Origin of the sequence: Paenibacillus sp. Lou8.1 (assembly GCF_024213565.1) — a bacterium.
GTDB classification, from domain to species: domain Bacteria; phylum Bacillota; class Bacilli; order Paenibacillales; family Paenibacillaceae; genus Paenibacillus; species Paenibacillus polymyxa_B.
Genome location: NZ_JANAVN010000014.1, coordinates 32267 through 57192 on the forward strand (window position 1 = coordinate 32267; position 24926 = coordinate 57192).

Sequence of the window (24926 nt, forward strand, 5' to 3'; positions counted from 1 at the left end):
ACTATTGCTCTCTTTCCGTGTATTTATATCCTATGCCCCATATTGTTTTAATAAAGTCATATTCAGGACCAAGTTTCTTACGGATATTTTTTATATGAACCGTTACGGTATTTATTTCTCCGTATTCGTCTCCCCAGACGTTTTCATATATCTGCTCACGAGTCAATACATGATTGGGGTGGCGCATGAGGATAGACAGAATCTGAAATTCCTTCGTTGATAAGTTGAGCTTCCTGCTATTCAGAAATGCTTCAAACGTCTTATCGTTCAAAATGAGCGGAGCATCCGCCTTTTCGTTACTGGGACTAAGTTCATCCCACTCTTTAAAAAGCCTGTCCACTTTTCTGAAGTGAGCCTTTATCCTGGAGACAAGCTCCTGAATACTGAAAGGTTTGGTCATGTAATCGTCTGCTCCTATTTCGAGCCCGACGATTTTATCAATGTCCTTATCACGCGCACTTAAAAACAGAATTGGGACATTATAGGAATTTCGGATACTTCTGCAGACATCAAGTCCATCCATATCAGGCATCACTATATCAAGAACGATGAAATCAATGTGATTTTCTTTCAATGCAGATAAGGCTTCTTTCCCGGAACATGCCGAAATTATTGCAAATTGCTCGTATCTTAAACTCTTTGTGATGAGTTTTACGATTTCTTCATCGTCGTCTACAACTAATATCGTTTTTGGCATCTTTATACCTCCCAACCTCTTTAAATGGACTGCATTTATATAACACAAGAGCCGCATGGACTCGAATTGACAAAAAAAGTCGCGCTCAAAGCGCCTCTCCAGTTCCGGATATTTCTCCTTTGGATGCCAGTTGAGGTAATAGGATTTCTTGAAGCAACATGTTGATTTCTTTTAAAAAGGCTTTATTGTCCGGACTTCCTCCCAGAAAAATGCCTTGGGGGTTGCTCAATACAGCGTTATCCCCATTATTAGATAAAAAAATTCTACCCGGTATGGTGCCGCTAATGACACCTTGAATCGATATGTGATGCTTCATTGTATTAAAAGGACCGAATGCCTTATAAAAATAAGATTTTGCGAGTTCCATTCCTTGAATCATGTGATAAGCACACATCTGTCTGATTTGCCTCCCATAAGCCTATGAGAGTTTCGATGGTCTGTACTTGATGCCTCGCTTCATTATGGATAAAACATACAATTCGGTCAAGTGTACTTTGGGTAATGAAGAAGGCCTCGGCAGCACAATTGAATGGCTTCTGTGTATAGGCTATTGTAAGGGTAGGAGACTTTTCCCAGATAAAAGAACTTACAGGAGGTCGTTTTTCTTGATGATCCTTGAGCTGGTGGCCCTTATTTCTACTGCTGTCTTGTCTACGTTTTTTTCCTTTCGATACCGTTTGTGGAGACGACTATAGTGAGAAGTGAACAAGAGATGCTGCATACCATTCTCCAATTTGCTCAAGAGGACGAACGGGTACGTGCTGTGATTATGAACGGTTCACGCGCTAATCCACATGCTCTACGAGATATTTTTCAGGATTATGACATCGTCTTTCTCGTATCTTCCATGGACAGCTTTATTCAGGAACGTGGCTGGATTCACCACTTTGGTGAATTGATCATTATGCAGACGCCCGATGAGCATGTGGAGCCTACTGTGACGTCCCATGATCGCTTTGCTTTTCTTATGTTATTTACGGATGGCAATCGCATAGATCTTACCCTCTGCCCTGTGGCTAACATCGCCAATTGGCCCCGAGACAGCTTAAGTGTACTGCTCTTGGATAAAGACGGACTGGTAAAGCCTTTTCCACCGCCAAATCTTCAAGATTATGAGACAGTCCCTCCAACCGCCCAAACCTATGCAGATTCCTGTAATGAGTTCTGGTGGGTCAGTACTTATGTGGCTAAAGGGTTATGGCGACAGGAGCTGCCCTATGCTAAATGTATGCTAGATCGGCCTGTTAGAGATGCGCTCCACTTGATGCTGGAATGGCATATTGGTATACGAACAGACTTCGCGGCAGATCCGGGTAAACAGGGAAAATATTTCAAGAACCACCTTGAGCCTGGACTTTGGACGCTCTACATCCAAACATTTGCGGATGCAGATTATGAACATATGTGGCAGTCTCTTTTGATCATGGGAAATTTATTTAGAGAAGTTGCCTTGGAAGTAGCGAACTATTATGGCTACGAATATCCGACTCTGGACGATCAACGTGTTACGAACTATCTCCATCACGTAAAAGCTCTCCCAGCAGATGCTAAGGACATTTATTGATAAAAAAAACCAGTCGGCACTTGATTTTCATGTGCTAGGCTGGTTTTATTTTTATACTCTAACGTTATTCTGTCCTATATGCTCCTTTAGGTCTGCTCCAAAATATTATTTTTCGGTCAGAACCCGGTCACCTCTGCTCGCAGGCTGAGAAATAACCAAAAATTCAACATCCTGATTCGTTTCATTAAACATTTGATGAGGCACCATAGGAGGAACCTCACATCCTTCCTGAGATCCTAATTGGATTCGTTCACCATCCACTTCAAGTACCGCTGTGCCTGATAAAATAAAGAAAAATTGGCGCGCATGATGATGATAATGTCTGACCTCATGTGTATTTCCGGGCATCCGCTCATGAATAATGCTCAAATCATTATTTTTCACCAAGCGCCAACCATCACATTGATCTCCCCATATATAATGTTCCGCATTATTTTTACTAATTTTCATTATTGAACTCCTCCTTTTACAATTACAGTTTATTTTATATATGAATTCATAGAGCTACAATCTTAATTATAAAACGGCAGGACAAATGTAGAAAAAGTCCGACTTAGTCAGACTTTTTTATATATCCGCCTCGATAATTTCCTCCAACTTTATCCAGCTAAAATCCTCTTCCCCACGGGACAGCTTCACTTCTCGCCGACTTGTATTAATCACCGTGACCAATCCACGAAGCTCCTCATCATCAAACGGGTTGAACACTTTTAGCGTAATAGGCTTCCGTTCGTTATAGGATACGATGATGGCCTGTTCAATCTGCTGCATTTCCTGATCGTCCAGTGCTGGCTTGCCGCGCCTTCCTTGCTCCTTCATCAGTCTTAAATATGCCTCCCGATGCTCAGGCAAAATCATGCGCGAGCTTTCCCATATGCCATTTCCTTCAAGCTTTTTCCCCATCGTAAGCCCCTCCTATGCTGTTCTGGTTACCGGATGCCATGCCAATACATGATCTAATCGAAAAACACGTGGCTGGCCTGTCTGTAGACAGGTGGCTCGTATCAAGCCATTCTGCACACGATGCACCTCGATACGCCGATGAGACAGCTTGCCCTTCCGATCCAAATACACGATTTCCACGATCTGCCCCACGTATTTTTCCAACATGATCCTTCACTCCTTATCAGAACGTTTGTTTGTATTATATGCGAACATGCGTTTGATTATCAATGTAAAAAAATCCCCTGAGGGATTTGACTCTCTCAAGGGAATTAAAATTCATAGGTGGATAGCTTAATATCTTCTTTATTCAAATCTTTCAGCGGATAGACAGGGCCATTCCAATAAGTCAGAATATCAATCGGCTCATTAGTACCATGTTCTTTTAAAGAAAGAGATAATTCAAGTAATAAATGTGGAAGTTGATAAGAGCTTGTTAAAAACTGATATTCCTCTGGACTTTCACAATCTTCTGCTCGATAGAACACAAAGTATCCCTCGGTATGGTCCCCAATGAGTACAATATAACGAGCAAGAAACATAATTTCGCCATTGGCAAAAGGAATGGAATGTGTCGAAGCAGAGATCAAATCAGTCTCTAATCCCTCAATACGAAGGGTAAGTTCATTGTTAAGAGCATCCATTCTTTCTCTTTGTTCGCTGATGAGGTGTTCATAATTTACAGGGACAAGCCCTCCATTCTTGATCGTAGCGATCAATTCGTCTATAAATACTTTTTGAGACAACACTCGATTGCTCATCCTATTCATCTCCATATTCGTGAAAATAAGCATGGAATTCTCGCTTTAACATGTTCAATATTTATGTATTAAAATCTTGATTCATTAACTCCCCAGCATTTTTGTGACTGCATTCACGACCCTTTCCATCTCAAATGGTTTAACAATAAAGTCTTTTGCACCTGCCTGAAATGCTTTTATAATCGCTTCCTGCTGCCCCAAAGCAGAACACATCAAAATGTTGGCTTGAGGATCAAGCTCTACAATCTTTTTAACAGCCTCAAGTCCGTCCATCTTAGGCATATTAATATCCATGGTGATTAAATCGGGACGAAAGTGTGCGTATTTCAAAACAGCATCATACCCATTTTCTGCTTCCGCGATAACAGCGTGACCTAAATCCAAAAGAATATCCTTAAGCACAGAACGCATAAATAAAGAGTCATCCACTACTATAACTGTTGCCAAATTAACCTCTCCAATCCGTTGTCAAATGATATTGCACGCCCAAACTTCAATATCGGTGAATAAACTAGTAATATTAATAGAAAGAATCTGTAAAAATAAAAACGCTACCAATGAATTATAAAAGAAATTTGAAACTAGCTACTACAGCATTAGTTTTCAAAAAAACGTTTCACAATGACGTAAATAATTTATGTAGTGTGAAGATTACAAAGTACTAGGTATCTATTGAAACCTTAGTACTATATAAGCTGAATTTAAAAACTACCTATCGTGCCACTCCGCAGACGGATGGTACTTTCTTGTACAGCACCATTCCGCCTACTCCGTTTTCATGTAAGTTTGTGAACCCGTTCTGATTAACAATTTCTACTTTTTTAGGATTCTTAACTTTAGAATATGTAGCCTATATTATAATGTTTCAAATTCAAAGCCCCCTGTCATACCATGCATTACATCACAAGTGAGCCAATCTAATGCATTTTTACTCAATAACTTCATAACAATTTCTTGTATCTTTACAGATATGTCTCCTGTTAGACAAGATGCTAATTGAATAGATGCAGTGCTCCGATCTTCAACGTAAAAACGATGCAAACCCGTTTGATAAATTCTCTCCACTCTTGCCAAATGAACAGTGCCAGAACATACATAGCATAGCCTGGCTTAATAAGATAAGCCTCGCTCGTTTCATAATCAAGTTCTTCCTCTTCCCATACATGAACAATCACAATCTTCTCAAGCACAGCAATGTCTAACATGTCCTTTTCCTCTTTTCTAAAAAAATTTATTTGACCGGATCAAAACTTAATCTAACAACCAAGCAAGTATAATAATCAATTCGTTTGTGAAAAATAGATTTCTAGTAGATATTATCGTTTAATATTTATCGTTATACGATAACTCCTATAATGAATATACACTCCTAAACGTTTATCGTCAAATGATTATTTCATAATGCTTACTAACAGGGTAAAATACTTGATAAGAGGTGATTATCTTTGGCGATAAATATAAAGTTAGAGGAAACATTGGGCAAAGCAGGAATCACAAAAAATGCCTTGGCTCGTGAAGCAAAAGTTCGACCGAACTTAATCTACGATATGTGCGATGGTAAGACAAAACGCATAGATCTGGAAACATTAAGTCACATTCTCGACACATTAGAAGATCTTACAGGTCAGAGACATAACCTGAGCGATGTTCTGGAATATATCCCACGCAACGCAAAAAACGATCTCTCTTCTGTCTAATGGAGAGAGATCGTTTTTATGGTCTACGTAATAGAGATAACTGCTTATAGCAATAAGTAAATATAATATACCGCAGCTTTTTAAGTATATTTCTGACCTTTTCGGACAGTGTCCTAAAGGAAGCAACAAACTCATAGCAGGCGGCGGTTTTACCGTGCCTGTTCCGGCTGGTGGATAATGATTTTCTCGATACACTCGATAGCTTAGGGTAAATAAAAGCCTCTCTTCCAAAGCGGCCGCTGTTGTTATCAGATGAAAAGCGTGGTTGATCACGCTCATGACTATCCTACAGCTTTTCAGCGTATAGGCTCGTAATTTTCTTGCACATCAATGAGAAGGACTGTACTTCATCTTCTGTTAATGCTTCTTCCATTAAATTCATGATTTCATTTCCGAAATCCTCAACACGGTTAAGAAACGCTTTTCCCTCACTAGTAAGTACAATATTATAAGAGCGGCGGTCATTGAGTTGCCTTTCCTGATTTATATACTTTTTCTCCAACAGACGTTTCGTCAATTTAGAAATACCCGATTGTGAAATACCTTTCATTTCAGCGAGTTCTTTTGTTGTTTTAGGACCTTGCTTATTCAAAGTATCCAGTATATAGTATTGTGCCGTTGATACACCTTCTACGCTGAACCGGTTAGAGTAAGCTAAAATCATACATTGAAAAGGAACATAACTATCTTCTAAATCTTTTGTTGGCATTGCTTTTCCTCCTATGTGCGCTCAATATATTCTTTCAGGTAACTTCCTGTAAGTGAATCTCTGCATTTAACTAAATCTTCCGTTAACCCCGTAAATATGATTTCACCACCATTTTGCCCGGCAAAAGGACCTAAGTCGATAATCCAATCAGATTGACAAATAATATCAAAATTATGTTCGATTACAATAAGGGTTGAATTTTGTTCCACTAGGCGATTCATTACACCAATTAACTGTTTTATATCCGCCATATGCAGGCCAGTTGAAGGTTCATCCAGAACATAAATTTGCCCGTCATTTTCAAGCTCGGAAGCAAGCTTTATCCTCTGTAATTCCCCGCCTGATAAAGTGTTTAGTGGTTGTCCCAAAGGAATATAAGTGATTCCAACATCTGAAAGCATTTTTAATCCCCTGCTAATTTCTTCTTCCTGAAAAAAGTCCAAAGCTTCGGCTACAGTCATTTTAAGGACTTCACTAATATTTTTGCCTCTTAGCTTGTATTGGAGCACTTCATCGGTAAAACGATCCCCTTGGCATTCCTCGCACACGGTAACAATTGTATCCATAAAAGCTAAGTCTGTGTATGTAACACCCAAGCCTTTACAAACAGGACAAGCCCCTTGCGAATTAAAGCTGAACAGGGAGGCACTAACACCGTTCTTTTTTGCAAATAACTTTCTGATCCTATCAAAGATCCCCATAAAGGTGGCTATATTTGAACGTTTTGACGCTTGTATCCCTTTTTGATCGATGAATATAGTTTCAGGAAAAAATTGAGGTAATACTTGATTGATAAGCGTACTTTTTCCTGAACCAGCGACACCAGTTACAACGGTCATTACTCCTTTGGGTATTTGAACCGAAATATTTTTCAAATTATGTAATGTTGCATTTTCGATGGAAAGCCAGCCTTTTGGGGTGCGTGTATTGAGTTTAAACTCAGGCTGGTGTGACAAATATTTCCCAGTCAGTGTACCCGATTCCTTTAATCCTTGTAAGTCGCCCTGATATACAATTTCACCACCATAAATTCCCGCACCCGGTCCCATGTCGATTACATGGTCTGCAATCTTTATCAGATCGGGGTCATGTTCCACGATAAGCACGGTGTTGCCTTTGTCTCGCAAAAGTTTCATAAGGTCATTTATTTTGCTTATATCATGGGGATGTAGCCCTATGCTTGGCTCATCGAAAATATAAGTAAGGTCAGTCAGACTACTTCCCAGTTGACAAACCATTTTGATTCTTTGCGACTCCCCACCTGAAAGAGTAGGTGTTTCTCTATTTAAACTTAAATAGCCTAATCCAATCGATACCATCTGCCGCAGCCGATTGACTAACTCTGAAACGATTGTGGTGGTCATCGGAGTATGAATGGCCTCAATAAACTCTAAAAGTTCACTCACCTGCATTTCAGCACATTCAGCGATATTTTTCCCATTCACTTTACAAGATAGGACCTTGTCACTCAGGCGTGTCCCGTTGCAGTGTGAACAAGTCTGTTTGGTAACAAAACGTTCAATTTGTTTACTGTATCTTATCTTTTCTCCTTCTTCTTTTTTTAGAAAACTCCGCTCAATGCGCGGGATCAGCCCCTCATACAACGAGGTTTTGTGCCATTCAGGTGAGGGTTTTTTCACTTTTATACCATCAGCGTAAAGAAGCATTTCCAACTCGGTTTCGGAATAATCCTTAATTTTTTTGTCATTGTCAAAAAAACCCGAATGAATATAGCGTGTTAATCGCCAACCCCCAGGTTCAAAGGTGGGAAAACAGACTGCGCCCTCGTTTAAGGATTTGTTTTTATCTAACAGTCGTTCGATATCAACTGTTTCAACCTTTCCCAAACCTTGACATTGGCTGCACATACCCGCCAGATTATTGAATGAGAACACATCAGAGTACCCTACAAACGGAGTTCCGATTCGTGAAAATAACAGTCGCAATAGAGAATAAATATCTGTAACTGTCCCTACTGTTGACCTTGCGTTACCACCTAACCGTTTTTGATTGATAATAAAAGCGACTGATAAATTTTCAATTGTATCCACATCTGGTTTTCCATAATGCGGCATACGGTGACGAATAAAACTTGTGTAGGTTTCATTTAATTGCCGTTGTGATTCTGCCGCTATTGTATCGAATACCAAAGATGATTTCCCTGAGCCGGATACACCTGTAAAAACGGTAATTTCTTTTTTGGAGATCACCACATCTATATTTTTTAGATTTCGTTCCCTCGCTCCTAATACCCGTATACAATTGTCGCTCATTTCATTTACCTTCTTTACAATATAGTTGATTAGGTTGATAGTTGATATGCTCAACTATATTTTATCATTATTTTTATGAATGGCAATGTTGAACTTAGTCAGCAGACACGAAAATCACCAGTAACCAAAGGGCCGATAGTCATAAAAAAAGACGCCGCTATTATGCCGACGTCTTTTTCGAACTATTTATTTAAAGTTTACTTATTCATTCAAGGCTTTTTTCAAAGCCTCCAGATTGTTTTTCATCACACCAAGGTAATCCAGGTTCTTCTGTTTGTCTTCATCTGTCAATCCTTCGAGCGGATTCAGTACATCGGTTTTTGAACCGATTTCAGTAGCTACGGTCTCAGCGACCTTCGGATCAACAAGAGTTTCGAAGAAAATCGTTTTAACATTATTTTCTTTGGCAAATTTGATAATACCCGCCAGCTTGTCCGGTGTAGGCTCTTGCTCTGGAGATAAACCGGCAATGGGTACTTGGGTTAGACCGTATTGCTTAGCCAAATAGCTAAAAGCAGCATGCTGCGTAATAAAGTCTTTACGTTTTACATCTTTCAGACCCGTTTTGAACTCGGTATCCAGTTCTTTCAGCTTAGCGATATAAGCATCGGCGTTTTTCTCATAATCAGCTTTGTTTGCCGAATCGGCTTTTACAAGCCCTGCTTCTATAGCTTCTACTTCTTTTTGAGCTAAGACTGGATCAAGCCATACATGAGGGTCCAGCACATGATCGTGATCATGGCCTTCCTCTGCGTGTGCTTCTTCTCCTTCTTCCTCCTCACCAGTCCCTTCCATCAGGTTCAACCCTTTGCTCGCTTCAACTACAACACGCTTATCGTTGGACGCGCTGCTCAAAGCCTGTTCTGCCCAACCTTCGACAATACCGTTATACACAAATACGTCAGCATCCTTAACCTGTGCCATATCTTTGGCGCTCGGTTCCCAGTCATGCGGTTCAGCACCAGCAGGAATCAACGCGGTTACGTTAGCATGGTCTCCAGCAACTTGCTTCGTGAATTCATACATTGGATAAAAAGTGGTGACTACATTCAGCTTCTTACCACTGTCTGCTGTTTGTGCCGCATTCGGCTCGGTTTGGGAAGCATTTGTAGCTGCATTATCCGATTTGGCTCCGCAGCCAGACAAAATAAGTGCTAGTCCCGCAGACAATACAAATGATTTTTTGAACCATGTATTCATATTCATTACTCCTTTATATGTTAGATTTTTTAGTAAATTCTCACTGTAATTACACTCACTGGCCTGTCGCATTCTTCCGTCGAGAAGCCTGTTGCTTGCCCAGCTTACGGACCAGCTTTTGAATACCAGCTCCTACAATCAGGAATAATAACAGCACCATGGCAATCGTCCCCCCTGGGGGTGTACTGAGTTCATACGATGCCGTTAAACCCATAAATACGCCGATCAACGCAGTGACCATAGATATCCAGATGGCTGCCGCGAAGCTCGGTGCAATTCGAATCGCCAGCGCCGCAGGGAGCACGATGAGTGAGGAGACAAGTAGCACACCGACAATCGGCATTGCAGCAGCTACAATCATCCCTGTTAAAATACTAAATGCAAATGAAATGGACTTGACAGGAAGACCATTGGTCTTCGCCGTTTCTTCATCAAAGGTAATCTGATACAATGGACGCCGGAATACAAAAAAGAAAATACCTCCGATCACAGCCACTACAATCATCAACATCAGCTCTGTCTGATTGACCGCTACGACCGAACCAAACAAATAAGCGGAAAATCCTTTGTTAATGCTCTGATTCAGATTCATTAAAATAACAGCCGTCGAGAGGCCACCTACCATAATAATAGCCACAGATATCTCACTATATGTTTTATAAGACCTGCGGACGTATTCAACGATAATCGCGCCGATTACGGCAACAACAAATCCGGTTATCGTCGGGTTAATGCCTAAATAGGCACCCGCTGCCACCCCTGCCAGCGATACATGCGATAGCATGTCCGCCATGAGAGCCTGACGCCGCAGCATCAGGTATACTCCAAGCACCGAGGCCAGCAGTGCAATTACCCCACCGGAACAAAATGCCCGCTGCATGAAGTCGTAGTGCAGCATTTCCATCCGCCATCTTCCTTCCTTTCAAGCTCAATAATTCGATCCAGATAATGTTGTACTTCCGATAGTCCATGGGTCACCATGACCACAGTTCTTCCATATTTCTTAACCTGCTGATTCATCAGATCGTAGAAATGATGGCGGCTTTCCTGATCCATGCCGGTCGTGGGCTCATCCAAAATGAGCAAATCCGATTCCTGAGCGAGCGCTCTCGCCACACAAATGCGTTGCTTCTGTCCACCGGACAATTCGCCGATTTTACGGTGACGCAAATCCCACATGCCTACCTGACGCAGCGCCTGCTCAGTCAGATCATGATCCTCAGACCGCATACGGCGTAACCAAGAGCCATGAGTATATCTTCCTGAACGGACAAATTCCAAAATCGTACTTGGAAATCCGCCATTGAAAGCAGCAATTTGTTGGGATACAAAGCCGACAACGAGCTTTTTGCCTTCACCTGTACGGTTAGACATAAACACCTTGCCCTTCCAAGGCTGAAGCAAGCCGAGCAATAGTTTGAGCATGGTTGATTTGGAAGCACCATTCGGTCCGGTAATAGCCACAAATTCTCCCGAAAAAATTTCAACATTGGCATCCACCAAGTTAGGAACATCTCCGTAGCCAAATGTGACCTGTTCCAATGAGGCCAATAACATGACGCAAATCTCCTTTTCCTTTAAAAAGCCTGGAGCCATCTGAGCGATCATCATTTGCGCAGATTCTCCAGGTCGTTTATGATCATTAAACCATCTACCGTAATTATTACGATTTGGTAATAAAAAAATAAGCGTTTGATAAACGTAACCTTTACGCATTAGCAAGTTTAACAGTTTAGGCAAGGTTCGTCAATGTTTTGGCAACTCTTTTGTTTGTTTACTTCATTTTGTCCGGGTACAAGCCTACAGCCAAGGTTTTCAGTGCAATCGGTGCACGTACACCTTCAGCCGCCGCGGATAATGGCAGGACTATAAACCGTTTGTTTTTGATCGCTTCCACACCAGCCAGCGCAGGCTTGCTCAGGAGCAGCTTCTCTTTATCAGCCAGTGAAGTATCACCATAGTCGAGAATGACGATCACATCAGGGTTACGGTTCACAACCTCTTCCCAGCTTACTTCGGTGAAACTTTTGTCAATATCATCAAAAATATTTTTCGCCTTCACACTTTCAATCAAAGACGTTAGATAATTGTTGGCAGCCGTAAAGGGCTTGTCTTCTCCGCTGTCATAAACAAACACCTTGGGTGCCTGCTCAACAGTACCAATTTGAGTCTGAATGGACTTCACTTGTTCACGGATGTCATTTACCAGCTTTTCTGCACGCTCCTCAACCCTGAAAATACGCCCAATATTTAGTATATCCTGATATACATCTTCTAATATGGGACCCGGTTTGTTTGAGGACTCCTGTACATAGGTCAGCACCCCTTGTTTGGCTAGCTCCTCACGGGAACCCAGATTTTTATCATTAAAGGCACTCTTCCAGCCTGCATAGGCAAAATCCGGTGCAGCGGCCATAAACACCTCTTTGGACGGATATTGTTCGGCCAGTACCGGGATTTTGTCATATTGAGCCTTATATTTCGGTAAAATCTGATCATCCAAATACGCAGTTCCTACCATAGAGGATTCCAGTCCAAGAGCCAGCATAACCTCAGTCGCGTGCTGGTTCAGTGTAACCGCGCGTTTGGGCGCCTCGGGAAATGCCATTTTAACGCCCATGTTCTCAAGCTCTACCGACGTCTTATTGGTTGCCGATTGCGATGCGGCAGGTTGCTGCCGGTTTGCCGATGGATCGCTTGTTTGAGCCGTGTTTCCTGCTGCGCAGGCTGATAACAACAGCATCATCGCCAAAGCGAGCATAACCAACGGTAACGCGAGCTTGCTATATTTTTTCATATGTACCGTCTCCTCTTTTATTTGTAGTTTATCTTACCTCATCATATCACCTTTTCTGTTAGCATCATGGATAGCCTCCTCTCCTAAGAGAATCCGGTAAAAAGGTAATATTCGGCTTCCCGGTTTTTGGATGAATACAGATTTCTGTCTCCACCCCGAATACACTCCACAGCAGGTCTGGCTGAAGCACATCCTCTGTTATGCCGGAGGCTACCACTTTGCCTTCTTTTAATACATACATTCGATCACAATAAAATGCAGCCAAATTCAAATCATGTAGTGCAGCTAGCGTAGTTATCCGAAGTGTTTTGACCAAATCCAGAATTTGCAGCTGATACCGGATGTCCAGATGATTTGTTGGCTCATCCAAAACAAGAAATTTCGCCTGCCCGGCCAAAGCTCTGGCGATCAATACCCGTTGCTTTTCGCCGCCAGACAAGCTGGCAAAGCCCTGATCCGCCTGAGCATTCATGCCTACCCGCTCCAGCGCCTGCTCGACCAATTCATGATCGGCGACAGTATCTGCTTCCAGCAGTTTCTTATGCGGATGGCGACCCATCAGGACGATGTCCCGTACTGAAAAATCAAACGTTTGCGGCGCATCCTGACTCACCACTGCCATTTGTCGGGCCGTTTCTTTATACTTCATCCGCAGCATATCTTGGCCATCCAACGTAACCAAACCACTGTCAGGCTTTAGCACGCGATACATATTTTTGAGCAACGTCGATTTCCCGCTGCCATTCGGACCGATCAATCCGACCAGCTCCCCTGCTTTTACCTGGAGACAGATGCCGTCGATCAGCCGTTTGTCGTGAATACTGAAGGTCACGCATTCGACTTCTATATTCATTTTTCGCCTCCAAACGAGTAGGAACTACGACGCAGCAGCCACACAAAAAAGGGTCCTCCGCACACAGCCGTCACAATACCAAGCGGCAGCTCCTGTGGAGCCAGCACGAGCCGGGCACATACATCAGCCCACACGACAAAAATAGCTCCCGCCAACAGACTGACGGGCAGTACACGCCGATGATCTGATCCCACTATCAGCCTAACGATGTGCGGAATCATAAGCCCCACAAAGCCAATTGAGCCACTCACTGATACGACTGCCCCGGTTAAAAGAGACGCCACAACAACCAGTAATACGCGGAACGTCTGTACGTTCACACCTAGCGTTACTGCGGTTTCTTCGCCCGTTAGCAAAGCATTCAGCGAACGGTATCGGGTCAGGAGGACTACCGTTCCAACGGCTACAATGAGGCTTGGAATGAAAAGCGTGTCCCATTGAGCACCTGCCAGACTTCCCATCATCCAATACATCGCGTCACGAATGCCTTTTTCATTCGGGGCCATCGTAACGATAAAGCTAGTCACAGCCGACAGCATCATGGACACCGCCACTCCTGCCAGCAATAAGCGGGTCGTCGATATGCTCCCAGCCACACGGGCTAACGCGAACACCATAAGCATTGCAGCTAACGAGCCTATAAAAGCAGATAAAGGCAGAGCAAGTCGTCCTAAAAATCCGAAAGCTCCGAACACAATTACCAACGTGGCTGTCACCGAAGCCCCAGACGAGACTCCTAAAATATAGGGGTCCGCTAACGAATTACGAATTAATGCCTGTATAGTCGCCCCTGTAACAGCAAGTCCTGCTCCTACGACAACTCCTAGCAGCACGCGTGGAAAGCGGATTTCCCAAACGATATATTGCTCAGGCTTGGTCCATGTCACGGGTATCCACTGGTCCAGCCAGGGAAGATGAGACAGTGCAATTCGCCATATCGTTCCCGGTGCGACAGCTACAGGACCGAGCATGACTGCGAGTGTCACCGAAAGCAACAGCCCAGCAGTCAGCAGCAGAATTGTTGTAAATCCCCAAGTAGACTTGCCAGCTAGGTGTGCGCGAGAATTATGTTGTGATGGATTAGGTCTTGATGGATTAAGGTTGCTCGTTCTCGAAGTCATGAACTACTACTCAATGGCTTTTCGGCCGCTTCCAACTTTCTCAATTGTTCCTCGATCTCGGAAGCAGAGAAATTCTCACCCATGACAACCGCTACATCGTTCACTGGCTTTTGCGGGCGGATCGGAATGATTTCCAGCTCCCGATAGGCAAACTGAAACATCATCTGACCCTCTGATTCCAGAAACCGCACAATTCCTTTGGCCCGGTAAATTTCAGCTGGCAAACTGCGGAACAACTGTTCAAACTCGGAGCGTGGCACAGGTTGTCCAAAGAAATGCGTGTGAACCACTACGTGGTCGTAGGAATGATAATGCTCCCCATGTTCGTGGTCATGGGCGTGGTCATGGTGATCATGAGAGTGATGGTCAACGTCCATACGCCCCTCTCCTTGAGTGGAGAAAAAAATATCCGCGTCCACGTCACTTCGTTGCGTGCTCACAGTCAGAGCATATGGATTTAACTCTTTTACGAGGGCCTGTACTTTCTGCAACTCGCCAACAGCCAATAAATCGGTCTTATTAATAATCAGTTTGGAAGCGCACCGAAGCTGATCCTGCATCAAACGAAGCGACTTGCCTCTCTCGTTCCCCGAGGCAAAATCCAGAAATTGACGCGCGTCTATGACCGTGATAACGGATTGTAGAATCATAGAAGAATAGATGGAGGCGTCTGTCACTGCATCTACGATCTCCATCGGGTTAGCTACTCCAGTACATTCTACAATAATCACGTCCGGCTTATATTCCTCAGCAAGATTCATGAGCTCGACGCCCAAATCCCCGCGAATAGTACAGCATATACAACCACTGAGCATTTCCTTCATGGGTGCTTGGCCATTCACCAAACTGCCGTCCAGATTAACATCACCCAACTCATTCATCAAAATGGCTGGCTTGAGGCCCTTCTCCTTGTAGTAAGCCAGCGCATGCTGAAGAAGAGTGGTTTTACCGCTACCCAAAAAACCGGATAAAACAACTATCGGTATCATATAACCCCTCCTTGTCTTTACAACATTTAATATGGATCGTACCGTAAAAGTTTCCTTCTTGCAATCATTTATCGGATTTTAATCGTAATAATTACTAATAACAAACATAAATATATATGACCACTCTTTGAATTGTCAATATAGGAGGTGAGACAAGCACAATCCAGCGGGCATGATTGTCCCTCTACAGACATAGGATGTAGATAAGAACCCTTATTCCCAAGGAGACGTGGAATGAAAAACAGTACGCTGTTGAAGATGCTGCCTTTTATGATTCCGTTTGCCTTTCTCATCCCTGTGCTTGTCACGCTATCTCCCCAGTGGCTTCGTTTGTTAGATATGGGCCAGCTGCAACCGTTAAAAACGGTATTTATGGGTATTTTTCTGGAAGCTGTTCCGTTTCTCCTTATCGGTGTACTCGTCTCATCCCTTTTGCAGTGGCTTGTACCGGAGACATGGATTCGAAAAATAGCGCCTGCGCATCCTGTACCGGGTGTCCTGCTGGCCTCCTTACTAGGTATGCTGTTTCCCATCTGTGAATGCGGCATGATCCCTGTCGTTCGCCAATTAATGCTCAAGGGAATGCCTGCCTATATGGGTATCACTTTTATTTTAAGCGGGCCCATTATCAATCCCGTGGTACTGGCTGCGACGATGATGGCTTTCCCTTCCCATCCCGAGGTCACTGCCGTTCGAATGGGTTTGGCTTTTGCCGTCTCCGCGATCATCGGGCTGATCGTGTATGCCTTTGTGCGAGTGCATCCGCTCAAACGGTCGTTGCTCTCTTTTAACCAGCAAAAGCAGAACAATCAGACTCATCGGCATAGTCGCACATGGCGGGGCTTTTTTGTACATGCTGGTGACGAGTTTTTGGACATGAGTAAATATCTCACTATCGGCGCATTATTAACAGCCTGCATCCAAACCTTCATCCCACGTGATGAGATGCTTTCGTTAAGCAACGGAACGGTCGGATCGTACGCCTTTATGATGGGTTTTGCCTACATACTGTCGCTATGTTCCACCTCCGATGCCTTTGTAGCCACTGCTTTTTCACACACCTTTACACTAGGTCCGCTGGCAGCCTTTCTTGTACTCGGTCCGATGTTAGACTTCAAAGGCACGCTCATGCTGCTCAGCACCTTCCGCACTAAATTTGTCGCCATCCTGGGCTTGCTCATTGCTTCACTCGTCCTTGTGGGTTCTATAGCTGCAGAATGGTTATTGGGGAGGTGAATACAAACGTGAATTCAACCTTTAGCATCCGCTGGCAATATGGTATGCGCTCCTTGCTCCTAATCGGATTGGCTGTGTACATTATCTCATTAAACCGTACGAATGCACTTCATTACTACCTAGCTCCCCATATGCAAAAGCTGCTCCTACTCTGTCCTGTACCACTCTTGTTCATCGCATTGGCGATGGCATGGCACGGAATCATCGGAGAGCGGGACGGTGAGGATGTATGTGATTGTGAGCATCCGTTGCCGCAAAGCTGGTTCAAAAAAACACTCGTATATGGAATGCTGCTCATCCCGCTCCTGTTCGGTTCTCTGCTGCCCAATCAGGCACTTGGTAGTGATATGGCCGCCAAAAAAGGCATGTCCTTCACGTATCCCAACCCGGATATCCGACGAAAAACAGATATACAGACCACGAAAGCATCCACCTCCTCCCTTTTATCAACTGCATCTTCTGTCCCAACTTCGCCCCCTCCAGAGGGAAAATGGAGTCAGGAAACGCTGGATAAGCTGTTCGTTCCGCCTGACAAGTACAATGTAGAATTCGCCGAGCTGGCGAAACGCCTGTATCAGCAACCTATCATACAGATCAAGCCGGAGATTTTCTCCGAAACTATTGGCGCCATTGAGTTATATAAACAAGCTTTTGAAGGAAAAAAAGTACAGGTGACTGGCTTTGTCTATAAAGACGACAACCTGCCGGGTAAAGGCCTATTTGCAGTAGGAAGATTCCTCGTCATGTGCTGTACTGCCGATGCCATGCCATTCGGGATCATCGTCCAATCCCAGAAGGCCCCGTCCTTTGACAAGGATACCTGGGTGACCATTGAAGGAACACTGCATGCCACACAAAAGGGCAACGTTCCAGTACTTGAAATTCGATCCGAAAAAATAACCGCTGTCGAGCAGCCAGAATCCCCTTATGTCTATACCCAAGCAGACTCGGTAGCTACCTTTGATCGCTTGAACACAGTACACTAAACCCACCAAGGAGGGAAAATGATGAACAAAGTTCCTGTTATTTTAATCAGTGGTTTTCTTGGAAGCGGCAAAACAACACTGCTTTTACGCCTGTTAGCCCATACTCGCCAAATTCCCCTTCGTGCTGCTGTTTTAATGAACGAAATGGGTGAATATGATGTAGACAGCGCTATAATTTCAGAGGAAATGCCTGACGTAACAGTAGAAGGATTGCTAGAAGGCTGCATTTGTTGCAGCAAAAGAAATGAGCTGGCAGGGGCTCTGCATACCCTGCTCAGTCAGAAGCCAGACCTGATCTTCATGGAAACCACCGGGGTAGCCAACCCCGAACAAGTACTGGAGGAGCTTCGCTCCCCTCTACTGGCAGATCGGCTTTATCTGGTTCACAGCATCAGTGTTGTAGATGCTGAGCTGTTCCATGAATACAATAGCCGCTTTACGGCTGATAAAGAACTGGTTCGCACCCTGCACGGACAACTGCGCACCGCAGACTTTATTGTGGTGAACAAGGCGGATGCAGCAAGTAGCCGTGAAGTGACGAAGGTCGTCAAGAGCATCCGCAAGCTCAACGATACGGCCAAGCTGCAAACTACTGAATATAGCCGGATTGACCTTGAACCACTACTAGAGCCTGTTCTGGCCTCCGCATCCGTTGCCGCAAAACCTGTACAGACACTTCAACCTGCACCTGCACAAGTCCAGTCCACCGATGCAGGTGTACCGTCCGTTTCCATTCCCGTCAAAAGTATCGGAAACACCAGTAGTGTCTCCAGAAGTACGGCTTTCAAAGTTATTGCGGCACACAGTCATAACCACGATCCTAAGCAGCCTCATTCGTTCTCCCGTCTGGAGAGCTTAACGCTGCATCAATATTCTCCTCAGCCACTCGAAAAACAACGATTGGAAAACCTTTTGACAGGGTTAGGTTCCTCGTTGCTTCGTGCGAAAGGTTACTGCGTGCTTCCTCAGGAAGGTACTATGCTTTTGCAATTTTCAGGAAATCACTTGGAGTGGCAGCCTACTGCACTTCCTGTGAGCCAGGGATATGTCACACTCATTGGAGAACAGCTTGACAAAGCCTCCATTACCGATCAATGGGAACAGTGCTTCGTGTCGCTGTAATCGACATATTCGGCTCGTAATGATGAAAATTCCCTTTGGTATGTCTACGAAATTAATAAGGCTGTTCCTTTGACTTTTAAAAGTCAGGGAACGGTCTTTTTTTCGTAACTATCATAAATTTGCATATAAGCAGTATGTACCTTATAGGATGCCATGTTGAAAGATTGGGAATAAAAAAAGCTGTCGAGAATGTCTCGACAGCTTGAGTACCACTATGAAGAGTTATACATTAATTGCTTGGCGACATCCTACTCTCCCGGGACCCTTCGCCCCAAGTACCATCAGCGCTGGAGGGCTTCCCGTTAATTCAACAAAATGTTATGGAGTATGATGACTAAAATATTGAAGCGTTCCGGTTGGATAAGAGTTCCACTCTCCTGGAAGATTATAAGAGGAGGAACCGGACTTAATCCCCGATTTTCGGATAATAGTCCCATTATTCGGCATAAATTGCGTTTTTCCGTTAGGATCACCTAAGACGTCGATCGTTACGCCGTTCTTTTTCAGGACATAGCCTGTCGTTACATTTGTATTCGTTTCTAGTAACATCAATTCATCATTATAGTATGTCGCAGGAACAATGTCGAAAAAGTCATAAAAGATGGAATCGATATATATATAAGGCATGCCTTTCCAAAACGAATTAATAGGCTGGCTCCACACCTTGGGAGTATTTGTAGCTAAATTGTATTGATGAATCTCAAGTGAGTATCCTGCATTTTCTATAGGTTTAGAAGTATCTCCTACCGGATTATAAAACAGCTCAATAGCAGTACGGGTTTTATCCAAAGATAGATACTGGGAAAAATATAGATCCTCCGGTCCTTGAGGATTTGAGGTCACTTGGAATACAGCGGCAGATCCGTTCGCCCCGATTACCCAGAAGTATTGAAAAATATCCCCGTTCCATGTCCAAACCGTCCCATTAAGAGGGATTGGCCCAGTAAAGGTGGAATCTGCCGTACCCGAATAGATTTTAAATGAAGTTTCACCCGGGAACACTGTTGACATGTCATAAGTAATCGGATCTTTGACCCCTTGCTTGGTTCGGATTTGAACAATTCCATTCGTCGCCAGAGGAGCATTCGTTACCTGAAAATTATAGGTGGCTGTTCCGCCATGCCCGTCATTCGCAGTAATCGTTACCTTGGTACTTCCTGCCTGATTACCTGGAGTAAGAGTCAACGTTGATCCGTTAACCTCTGCATTTACCATACCGGTTGATTCAACAGTAGAAGTAAACGTCAAGGCATCCCCGTCAGCATCACTGAACAATTGAGATAGGTCGTAGCTTCTTGCATTCGTAACTCCTGCAGTCAACACTTGTTCATAAATGGTCGCATCTACTTGAGGCGGCTGATTAGAAGATGGGTTAGACGAACCGGATGATTGGACACTGACTTGGAAGGTGCTTGAAGTTTCCCCTCCACGGCCATCCATAGCCTTGATTTCTATGATTGTCGTCCCTGCACTTAGTGCCTGAATTTCCAATTGAGCTCCAGTGATTTCCACCGAAGCAACGGACGGATCAGAAGAGGTTGCCTTAAAGGTCAACGTATCCCCATCAGGATCAGTAAAAACGGAACCTAAATCAAGTGAGTAGACCGCACCACCTACAGTAAGCGACTGGTTGGCAGGTCTAGTTTCTACTGGATACTGATTCTGTGGAGTTCCAGCCGTGACGGTGGTTTTGAAAGTTTCGATCACTTCCCCTCCCCAGCTATCGGTTGCTTTGATCGATACCGATGTGCTACCGATCGTTAACGGTGTAAGAGTAAGCATATCCCCATAAACGGCAGCCGTCACAACAGTCGGGTCAGAAACACTATCAACATCGTAAGTTAAAACATCGCTATCAGGACTGGAAAAGAAATCATTTAAGGACAATTGAATATCGCCTGTATTTATTTCTTTCATCTGATCCGGAATCCCTGTGGAAATCGGGGATTCATTGACGGTAACATCAAAATCAGTAGTGACCTCGCCCCCGCGGCCATCTTTTGCTTTAAGCTGAATCGTTGCTGTTCCTGAGGAAACTGCATGGACCGTGGCTATGTATCCGTTAACGGATACAACAGCAACTGACGAATCCGAAGATTCTGCCAAAACGTCCACAGGGTCGCCATCGGGATCGTGGAATACCGAAGATAAATCCAGGATATAATCCGCATCGCCTAGATTCAGTGTCTGATTACCCGGCTTCTGGTCTATAACCAGATTTTGGTTAGATACATCAGTTACTTCCATTTGAAACAACTGGCTTGTGCTACCTCCATGGCCATCAGATGCCTTAACAGATACTGATGTGCTGCCAATTTTTAACGGTGTAATGGTAAGCGTGTCCCCATTTAGCACTGCAGTCGCAACCGAAGAATCGGAAATATCAATGCTGTATGACAACGAATTCTTCTCATGGTCGGTAAAGAAGTCGTTTAAAGATAATTGAATGTCGTCTGAATTGATTTGTTTCGTCTGATCCGGAATTCGCAAGGATACCGGAGGTTCATTAACGGTAATATCAAAATCGGTCTTAACCTCGCCTCCAAGGCCATTTGCCGCTTTTAGCTGGATGTTTGCTGTTCCTGAGGAAACCGCATGAACTGTGGCCTGGTTTCCGTTAACGGAGACCGTCGCAATAGATAGATCCAAGGATTCTGCCGAGATGATTAGCGGATTGCTGTCCGAATCAAGGAACACCGGAGATAAATCCAGGATGTAGTCCGCATCGCCCACAGTGAGCGTTTGGTTGCCCGGCTTCTGATTTACAACCGGATTTTGATTAGGTACTGCAGTTACAACCAATTGAAACGACTGGCTTGCGCTGCCTCCCCGACCATCGGATGCCTTGACGGTAACTTGGGCATGTCCTACAGCTGCCGGAGTTAATACCAATTGATCACCCGTCAGGGTAAAGGTAGCAATGGAAGGATCATCGATCGCAACCTCATAAGTCATAGGATCATTTTCAGAATCCGTAAAAAACGATCCTAAAGATAAGGTTACGTCGTCGCTCCCCAACTGTTCGTTTTGATTGGGGATACTCAATGAAACAGGAGATTCATTGACACGGACCTTGAAATTCGTTCCCGCTTTTTTCCCGGCCTGGTCATCTGCGGCGATCGTAATGGTCGCAGTCCCTTTGCCAACAGCCTTGATAAACAGGTTTGTTCCCTCTACTCGGACTGTACTGATTTTTGTACTAGACGACACTGCCGTATATTTGAGCTCAGACTGCTCCTCGTCCGTAAAATGACCAAGCAAGTCAATCTGAAGTTCAGAATCGCCCACCGTTACGGCATGATCGTCATATTTGGTCACTAACTTCGGTGCTGTATTGGCCACAACCGTAGAACGCGAGCTACCAGAAGAAGTTGTAGTGACTCCAGTGACTCCTGATACCGTCGAAGAAGACACACCTACTGCAAATGAAGTATTCGTGACTTGGCTGGAGGAGCTTACACTAATATTTGCTGCAGAGTTATTTACTTGTAAATTTGAAATAGTTCCAGCTACCTCCAGACTGATCGGAGAGGAACTGTTCACAGCCAATGTATTAATAAAGACCTGGCCTGTCAGAGCTACGGGCTGATCACTGTTGACCGACAATTGCTTAATAATCCCCTGCAACTCTACTTGCTTGGCACCGGTAAGAACATCCAACTGCTGTATCGTTGAGGATGAATCATTTTCAATCGTTGCATTGGAAATCAACGACATTTGATCCACCGTCGAATTTCCTTGAATGACTACGTGGACATCCTGTTTGGATACCTCGACATCCTGCAGCTCAGATGTGTTAAACAATACGGTGTTCTGGTCACCGCCCTGAATATATGTTTTTCCTTGTACCGTAAATTTAGAGGCATAGAAATCATGTTCAAGGCTTGACGTAACTGTAAAACTATTTTTGACATTCAAATTCATAACCGAAATGTAATCACCGTCAATAGTTAAATCTCCGTCAATCGAGGAGTTATGACCATCTAATACAAGATTGCCGCTGAATTCGGAAGCTTGCCCTATCGGAGCTTGCCCGCTCGCATGGATGACCAGTTTAGTGATCGATTCAATGGTCCGCTGTGATGCTACAAATTGAATATCTGCTCCTTTGAGAATCTCTTGGTTAGAGGTTTGCAGGATTCCTTTAACTGAATCCGAGAGTTTATATTCAATCCCGTTAATCCAGGCCTTTCCATCCTCTACTTTTTGGAGTTGGACTACATGGTCCTTAGGGAAAAAGGTAGACATCATATACTGGGCTATATCTTGGCGCTGAACGGACGATTTAGGTTTGAAACCGGACTGATCCGTCTTCATGGAGCCCGACTGTAAAGCCGTATTAACGTAAGGCCGTGCCCACGGACTGACCCGATTCCAATCAGTAAGTTTAGCAGACTCCGTGGCGTCAGCTGTAATAGGAAGCCCGGCGGCCCGCATAAGCAGAACCGCAGCCTCCTCTCTGGTTACTGCCGCTTTGGGCCTGAATTTGGAGCCGTCGTCTCCATTCATGAGTCCTGCACGATGTACAGCCTCAATATAGGGACTCGACCAACTTTTCGTTTCTACATCCGAGAAACTGCTGCTTGCTGCTTTAGAAATAGAGAGTTGCAGAGCTTGAGTTAATAGAACCGCCATTTCTTGACGGGTCAACAAATCCGTTGGCCGATAGGATCCAGATGGGTCGCCATGCAGAAGCCCGGCTTCAATGGCTCGCAGGATGTTTGTCTTTTGCTCTGAAGCAATATTATTGATGTCTTTAAAAGGCAGACTGGCCAGAGCTACTCCGTTTGATGCACCGCTGGCAGCAGATGCAATCGTCTGCAAAGCCGTTGGAGCAACAAGTGCAGCCAAGGCTAATGTAATCAGCCATTTATTAGGTTTAGAACTCATGATGTTTCCTCTATTCTTTTTATTCATTATGGTGCCTCACTACTAAAGATGCCGATATTATCCGTATAATCGGTTCCTTCATCAAACCATTCACTTGCCTCGTAGTCTGCATTTCCATGGGTAACATCGGATTGTCTAGCTAAAGTGGTATGAGGCTGAAACACTGCCGTATCAATCAACTGATTATCGTAATAAAGCGATAAAGTAACAGGTGCTGAATCATCGTTATAAAATCCCATGTCTGTGAAGTAATCTACATGCGCATCACCAAAATACATGGTATCTCCTATCACGAAAGTAGCTCCACCTGGAATAAAAGCACCAGCGTCTTGACTTATTTCGATCGAATTTCCACTATCACTGCGTTCAATTCTAATTTTTGAAGCATCCAATTCCTCAGAACCCGCATTATAAAGCTCAATAATTTGCATCATAGAGTCGCTCTCCCCCCATGCCAACTCGGAGAAGAAAAGTCCCTTCTTTTCTCCAGCAGTGACTTGGAAGATCGTTTGAACGGTTCCCCCCTTCCCATCATCTGCGGTAACTGTGACTGTAGCACTTCCCACTGCAAGCGGAGTAATACTCAGTTGGTCGCCTGTAACGGAAACCGTTGCTACGCTAGGGTCCGATGAATCAGCGGAATACGTCAGTAAGTCCAAATCTTCATCTGCAAAAGTTGAAGCAAGTCCAATAGTTGTGTCCACAGCACCTGCTTCTGTAGAAACATCATTAATCGTGCTTTGAACAACAGGAGCGTGATTAGCAGCAGGTGGAGGGGTCACCGTTAGAGTGAAATTCGTATCCACTGTACCCCCGTTTCCGTCATCTGCCGTTACTGTAATCGTGACCGTACCCGCGTTCACTGGCGTAATTTTCAGATCGCTTCCGTTTACCGCTGCTGTTGCCACTCCCGTATCTGTCGAGGTTGCCGTGTATGTCAGCGCGTCGCTGTCTTCATCTGCAAACACACTCGCAAGGCTCACCGTCTTAACTCCATCCGCGGCCCCTGTCATTACATTGCTGATCGACGTTTCCACCGTCGGCGCATGGTTCACGGCTTCCGGGATCACCGGCGTGATCGTCACGTTG

General features: G+C 44.3%; 24 protein-coding genes. 5 read left to right on the forward strand and 19 right to left on the reverse strand.

What is annotated here, in order from left to right:
• Position 1 precedes the first annotated feature (1 nt).
• Positions 2-697, reverse strand: coding sequence for a response regulator transcription factor (locus tag NLX78_RS19375; protein WP_250261493.1), 696 nt, complete (start codon positions 695-697; stop codon positions 2-4).
• An 85-nt stretch (positions 698-782) separates the two neighbouring features.
• Positions 783-1076, reverse strand: a complete 294-nt coding sequence (locus NLX78_RS19380; RefSeq protein ID WP_254351303.1) for a hypothetical protein — start codon at positions 1074-1076, stop codon at positions 783-785.
• A gap of 315 nt (positions 1077-1391) precedes the next feature.
• On the opposite strand from NLX78_RS19380, the gene NLX78_RS19385 reads away from it, so the two are divergent.
• Positions 1392-2261 carry an aminoglycoside 6-adenylyltransferase gene (locus NLX78_RS19385; RefSeq protein ID WP_250261495.1) on the forward strand — a complete coding sequence of 290 codons (870 nt, stop codon included), beginning with the start codon at positions 1392-1394 and terminating at the stop codon, positions 2259-2261.
• 105 nt (positions 2262-2366) lie between these two features.
• Here the strand turns inward: NLX78_RS19385 and NLX78_RS19390 are convergent, their stop codons facing one another.
• The 6 genes from NLX78_RS19390 to NLX78_RS19415 all read right to left on the reverse strand — a co-directional run bounded on the left by NLX78_RS19390 (position 2367) and on the right by NLX78_RS19415 (position 5169).
• Positions 2367-2711: a cupin domain-containing protein gene (locus NLX78_RS19390; RefSeq protein WP_061831375.1), complete on the reverse strand. Its 345-nt coding sequence runs from the start codon at positions 2709-2711 to the stop codon at positions 2367-2369.
• Between the two features lie 117 nt (positions 2712-2828).
• Positions 2829-3164, reverse strand: coding sequence for a YolD-like family protein (locus NLX78_RS19395; RefSeq protein WP_013310132.1), 336 nt, complete (start codon positions 3162-3164; stop codon positions 2829-2831).
• 12 nt (positions 3165-3176) lie between these two features.
• Entirely contained in the window at positions 3177-3371 is a 195-nt protein-coding gene (locus NLX78_RS19400) for a hypothetical protein (RefSeq protein WP_013310131.1), read from the reverse strand.
• A 104-nt stretch (positions 3372-3475) separates the two neighbouring features.
• The gene (locus NLX78_RS19405; RefSeq protein WP_039273324.1) at positions 3476-3964 is read right to left on the reverse strand and encodes a hypothetical protein; all 489 of its coding nucleotides are present in this window, start codon (positions 3962-3964) and stop codon (positions 3476-3478) included.
• An 84-nt stretch (positions 3965-4048) separates the two neighbouring features.
• A complete protein-coding gene (locus NLX78_RS19410; RefSeq protein WP_023988407.1) occupies positions 4049-4411 on the reverse strand; it encodes a response regulator in 363 nt (120 codons plus the stop codon).
• Positions 4412-4956: 545 nt separating this feature from the next.
• On the reverse strand, positions 4957-5169 hold the full coding sequence (locus NLX78_RS19415; RefSeq protein ID WP_254351304.1) for a hypothetical protein: 213 nt from the start codon (positions 5167-5169) through the stop codon (positions 4957-4959).
• 240 nt (positions 5170-5409) lie between these two features.
• On the opposite strand from NLX78_RS19415, the gene NLX78_RS19420 reads away from it, so the two are divergent.
• The gene (locus NLX78_RS19420) at positions 5410-5661 is read left to right on the forward strand and encodes a helix-turn-helix domain-containing protein (protein ID WP_039273332.1); all 252 of its coding nucleotides are present in this window, start codon (positions 5410-5412) and stop codon (positions 5659-5661) included.
• Positions 5662-5947: 286 nt separating this feature from the next.
• Here the strand turns inward: NLX78_RS19420 and NLX78_RS19425 are convergent, their stop codons facing one another.
• The 9 genes from NLX78_RS19425 to NLX78_RS19465 all read right to left on the reverse strand — a co-directional run bounded on the left by NLX78_RS19425 (position 5948) and on the right by NLX78_RS19465 (position 15603).
• Positions 5948-6370, reverse strand: coding sequence for a MarR family winged helix-turn-helix transcriptional regulator (locus NLX78_RS19425; protein ID WP_061831374.1), 423 nt, complete (start codon positions 6368-6370; stop codon positions 5948-5950).
• A gap of 11 nt (positions 6371-6381) precedes the next feature.
• Positions 6382-8643 carry an ATP-binding cassette domain-containing protein gene (locus tag NLX78_RS19430; protein WP_039273336.1) on the reverse strand — a complete coding sequence of 754 codons (2262 nt, stop codon included), beginning with the start codon at positions 8641-8643 and terminating at the stop codon, positions 6382-6384.
• Positions 8644-8844: 201 nt separating this feature from the next.
• On the reverse strand, positions 8845-9843 hold the full coding sequence (locus NLX78_RS19435; RefSeq protein WP_254351305.1) for a metal ABC transporter substrate-binding protein: 999 nt from the start codon (positions 9841-9843) through the stop codon (positions 8845-8847).
• 55 nt (positions 9844-9898) lie between these two features.
• Positions 9899-10747 carry a metal ABC transporter permease gene (locus NLX78_RS19440; protein ID WP_254351306.1) on the reverse strand — a complete coding sequence of 283 codons (849 nt, stop codon included), beginning with the start codon at positions 10745-10747 and terminating at the stop codon, positions 9899-9901.
• Positions 10693-11400: a metal ABC transporter ATP-binding protein gene (locus NLX78_RS19445; protein WP_185156274.1), complete on the reverse strand. Its 708-nt coding sequence runs from the start codon at positions 11398-11400 to the stop codon at positions 10693-10695. The genes NLX78_RS19440 and NLX78_RS19445 overlap by 55 nt, the downstream gene beginning before the upstream one ends.
• Before the next feature lie 217 nt (positions 11401-11617).
• Positions 11618-12640, reverse strand: coding sequence for an ABC transporter substrate-binding protein (locus NLX78_RS19450; RefSeq protein WP_254351307.1), 1023 nt, complete (start codon positions 12638-12640; stop codon positions 11618-11620).
• Positions 12641-12704: 64 nt separating this feature from the next.
• Positions 12705-13493, reverse strand: coding sequence for an ABC transporter ATP-binding protein (locus NLX78_RS19455; protein WP_254329759.1), 789 nt, complete (start codon positions 13491-13493; stop codon positions 12705-12707).
• Positions 13490-14614 (reverse strand): FecCD family ABC transporter permease, encoded by a 1125-nt coding sequence (locus tag NLX78_RS19460; RefSeq protein ID WP_254351308.1) that lies wholly within the window; start codon positions 14612-14614, stop codon positions 13490-13492. The genes NLX78_RS19455 and NLX78_RS19460 overlap by 4 nt, the downstream gene beginning before the upstream one ends.
• On the reverse strand, positions 14611-15603 hold the full coding sequence (locus tag NLX78_RS19465; protein ID WP_254351309.1) for a CobW family GTP-binding protein: 993 nt from the start codon (positions 15601-15603) through the stop codon (positions 14611-14613). The genes NLX78_RS19460 and NLX78_RS19465 overlap by 4 nt, the downstream gene beginning before the upstream one ends.
• Positions 15604-15837: 234 nt before the next feature.
• On the opposite strand from NLX78_RS19465, the gene NLX78_RS19470 reads away from it, so the two are divergent.
• The 3 genes from NLX78_RS19470 to NLX78_RS19480 are packed head-to-tail and all read left to right on the forward strand — an operon-like array spanning position 15838 to position 18947.
• Positions 15838-16839 (forward strand): permease, encoded by a 1002-nt coding sequence (locus NLX78_RS19470; protein ID WP_254351310.1) that lies wholly within the window; start codon positions 15838-15840, stop codon positions 16837-16839.
• An 8-nt stretch (positions 16840-16847) separates the two neighbouring features.
• A complete protein-coding gene (locus NLX78_RS19475) occupies positions 16848-17825 on the forward strand; it encodes a TIGR03943 family putative permease subunit (protein ID WP_069291814.1) in 978 nt (325 codons plus the stop codon).
• Between the two features lie 18 nt (positions 17826-17843).
• A complete protein-coding gene (locus tag NLX78_RS19480; RefSeq protein WP_254351311.1) occupies positions 17844-18947 on the forward strand; it encodes a CobW family GTP-binding protein in 1104 nt (367 codons plus the stop codon).
• 318 nt (positions 18948-19265) lie between these two features.
• Here NLX78_RS19480 and NLX78_RS19485 read toward each other — a convergent pair whose 3' ends face one another.
• On the reverse strand, positions 19266-23837 hold the full coding sequence (locus tag NLX78_RS19485; RefSeq protein ID WP_254351312.1) for an S-layer homology domain-containing protein: 4572 nt from the start codon (positions 23835-23837) through the stop codon (positions 19266-19268).
• Positions 23838-23863: 26 nt separating this feature from the next.
• The coding region (locus tag NLX78_RS19490; RefSeq protein ID WP_254351313.1) for an Ig-like domain-containing protein at positions 23864-24926 on the reverse strand (1063 nt) is incomplete at its 5' end.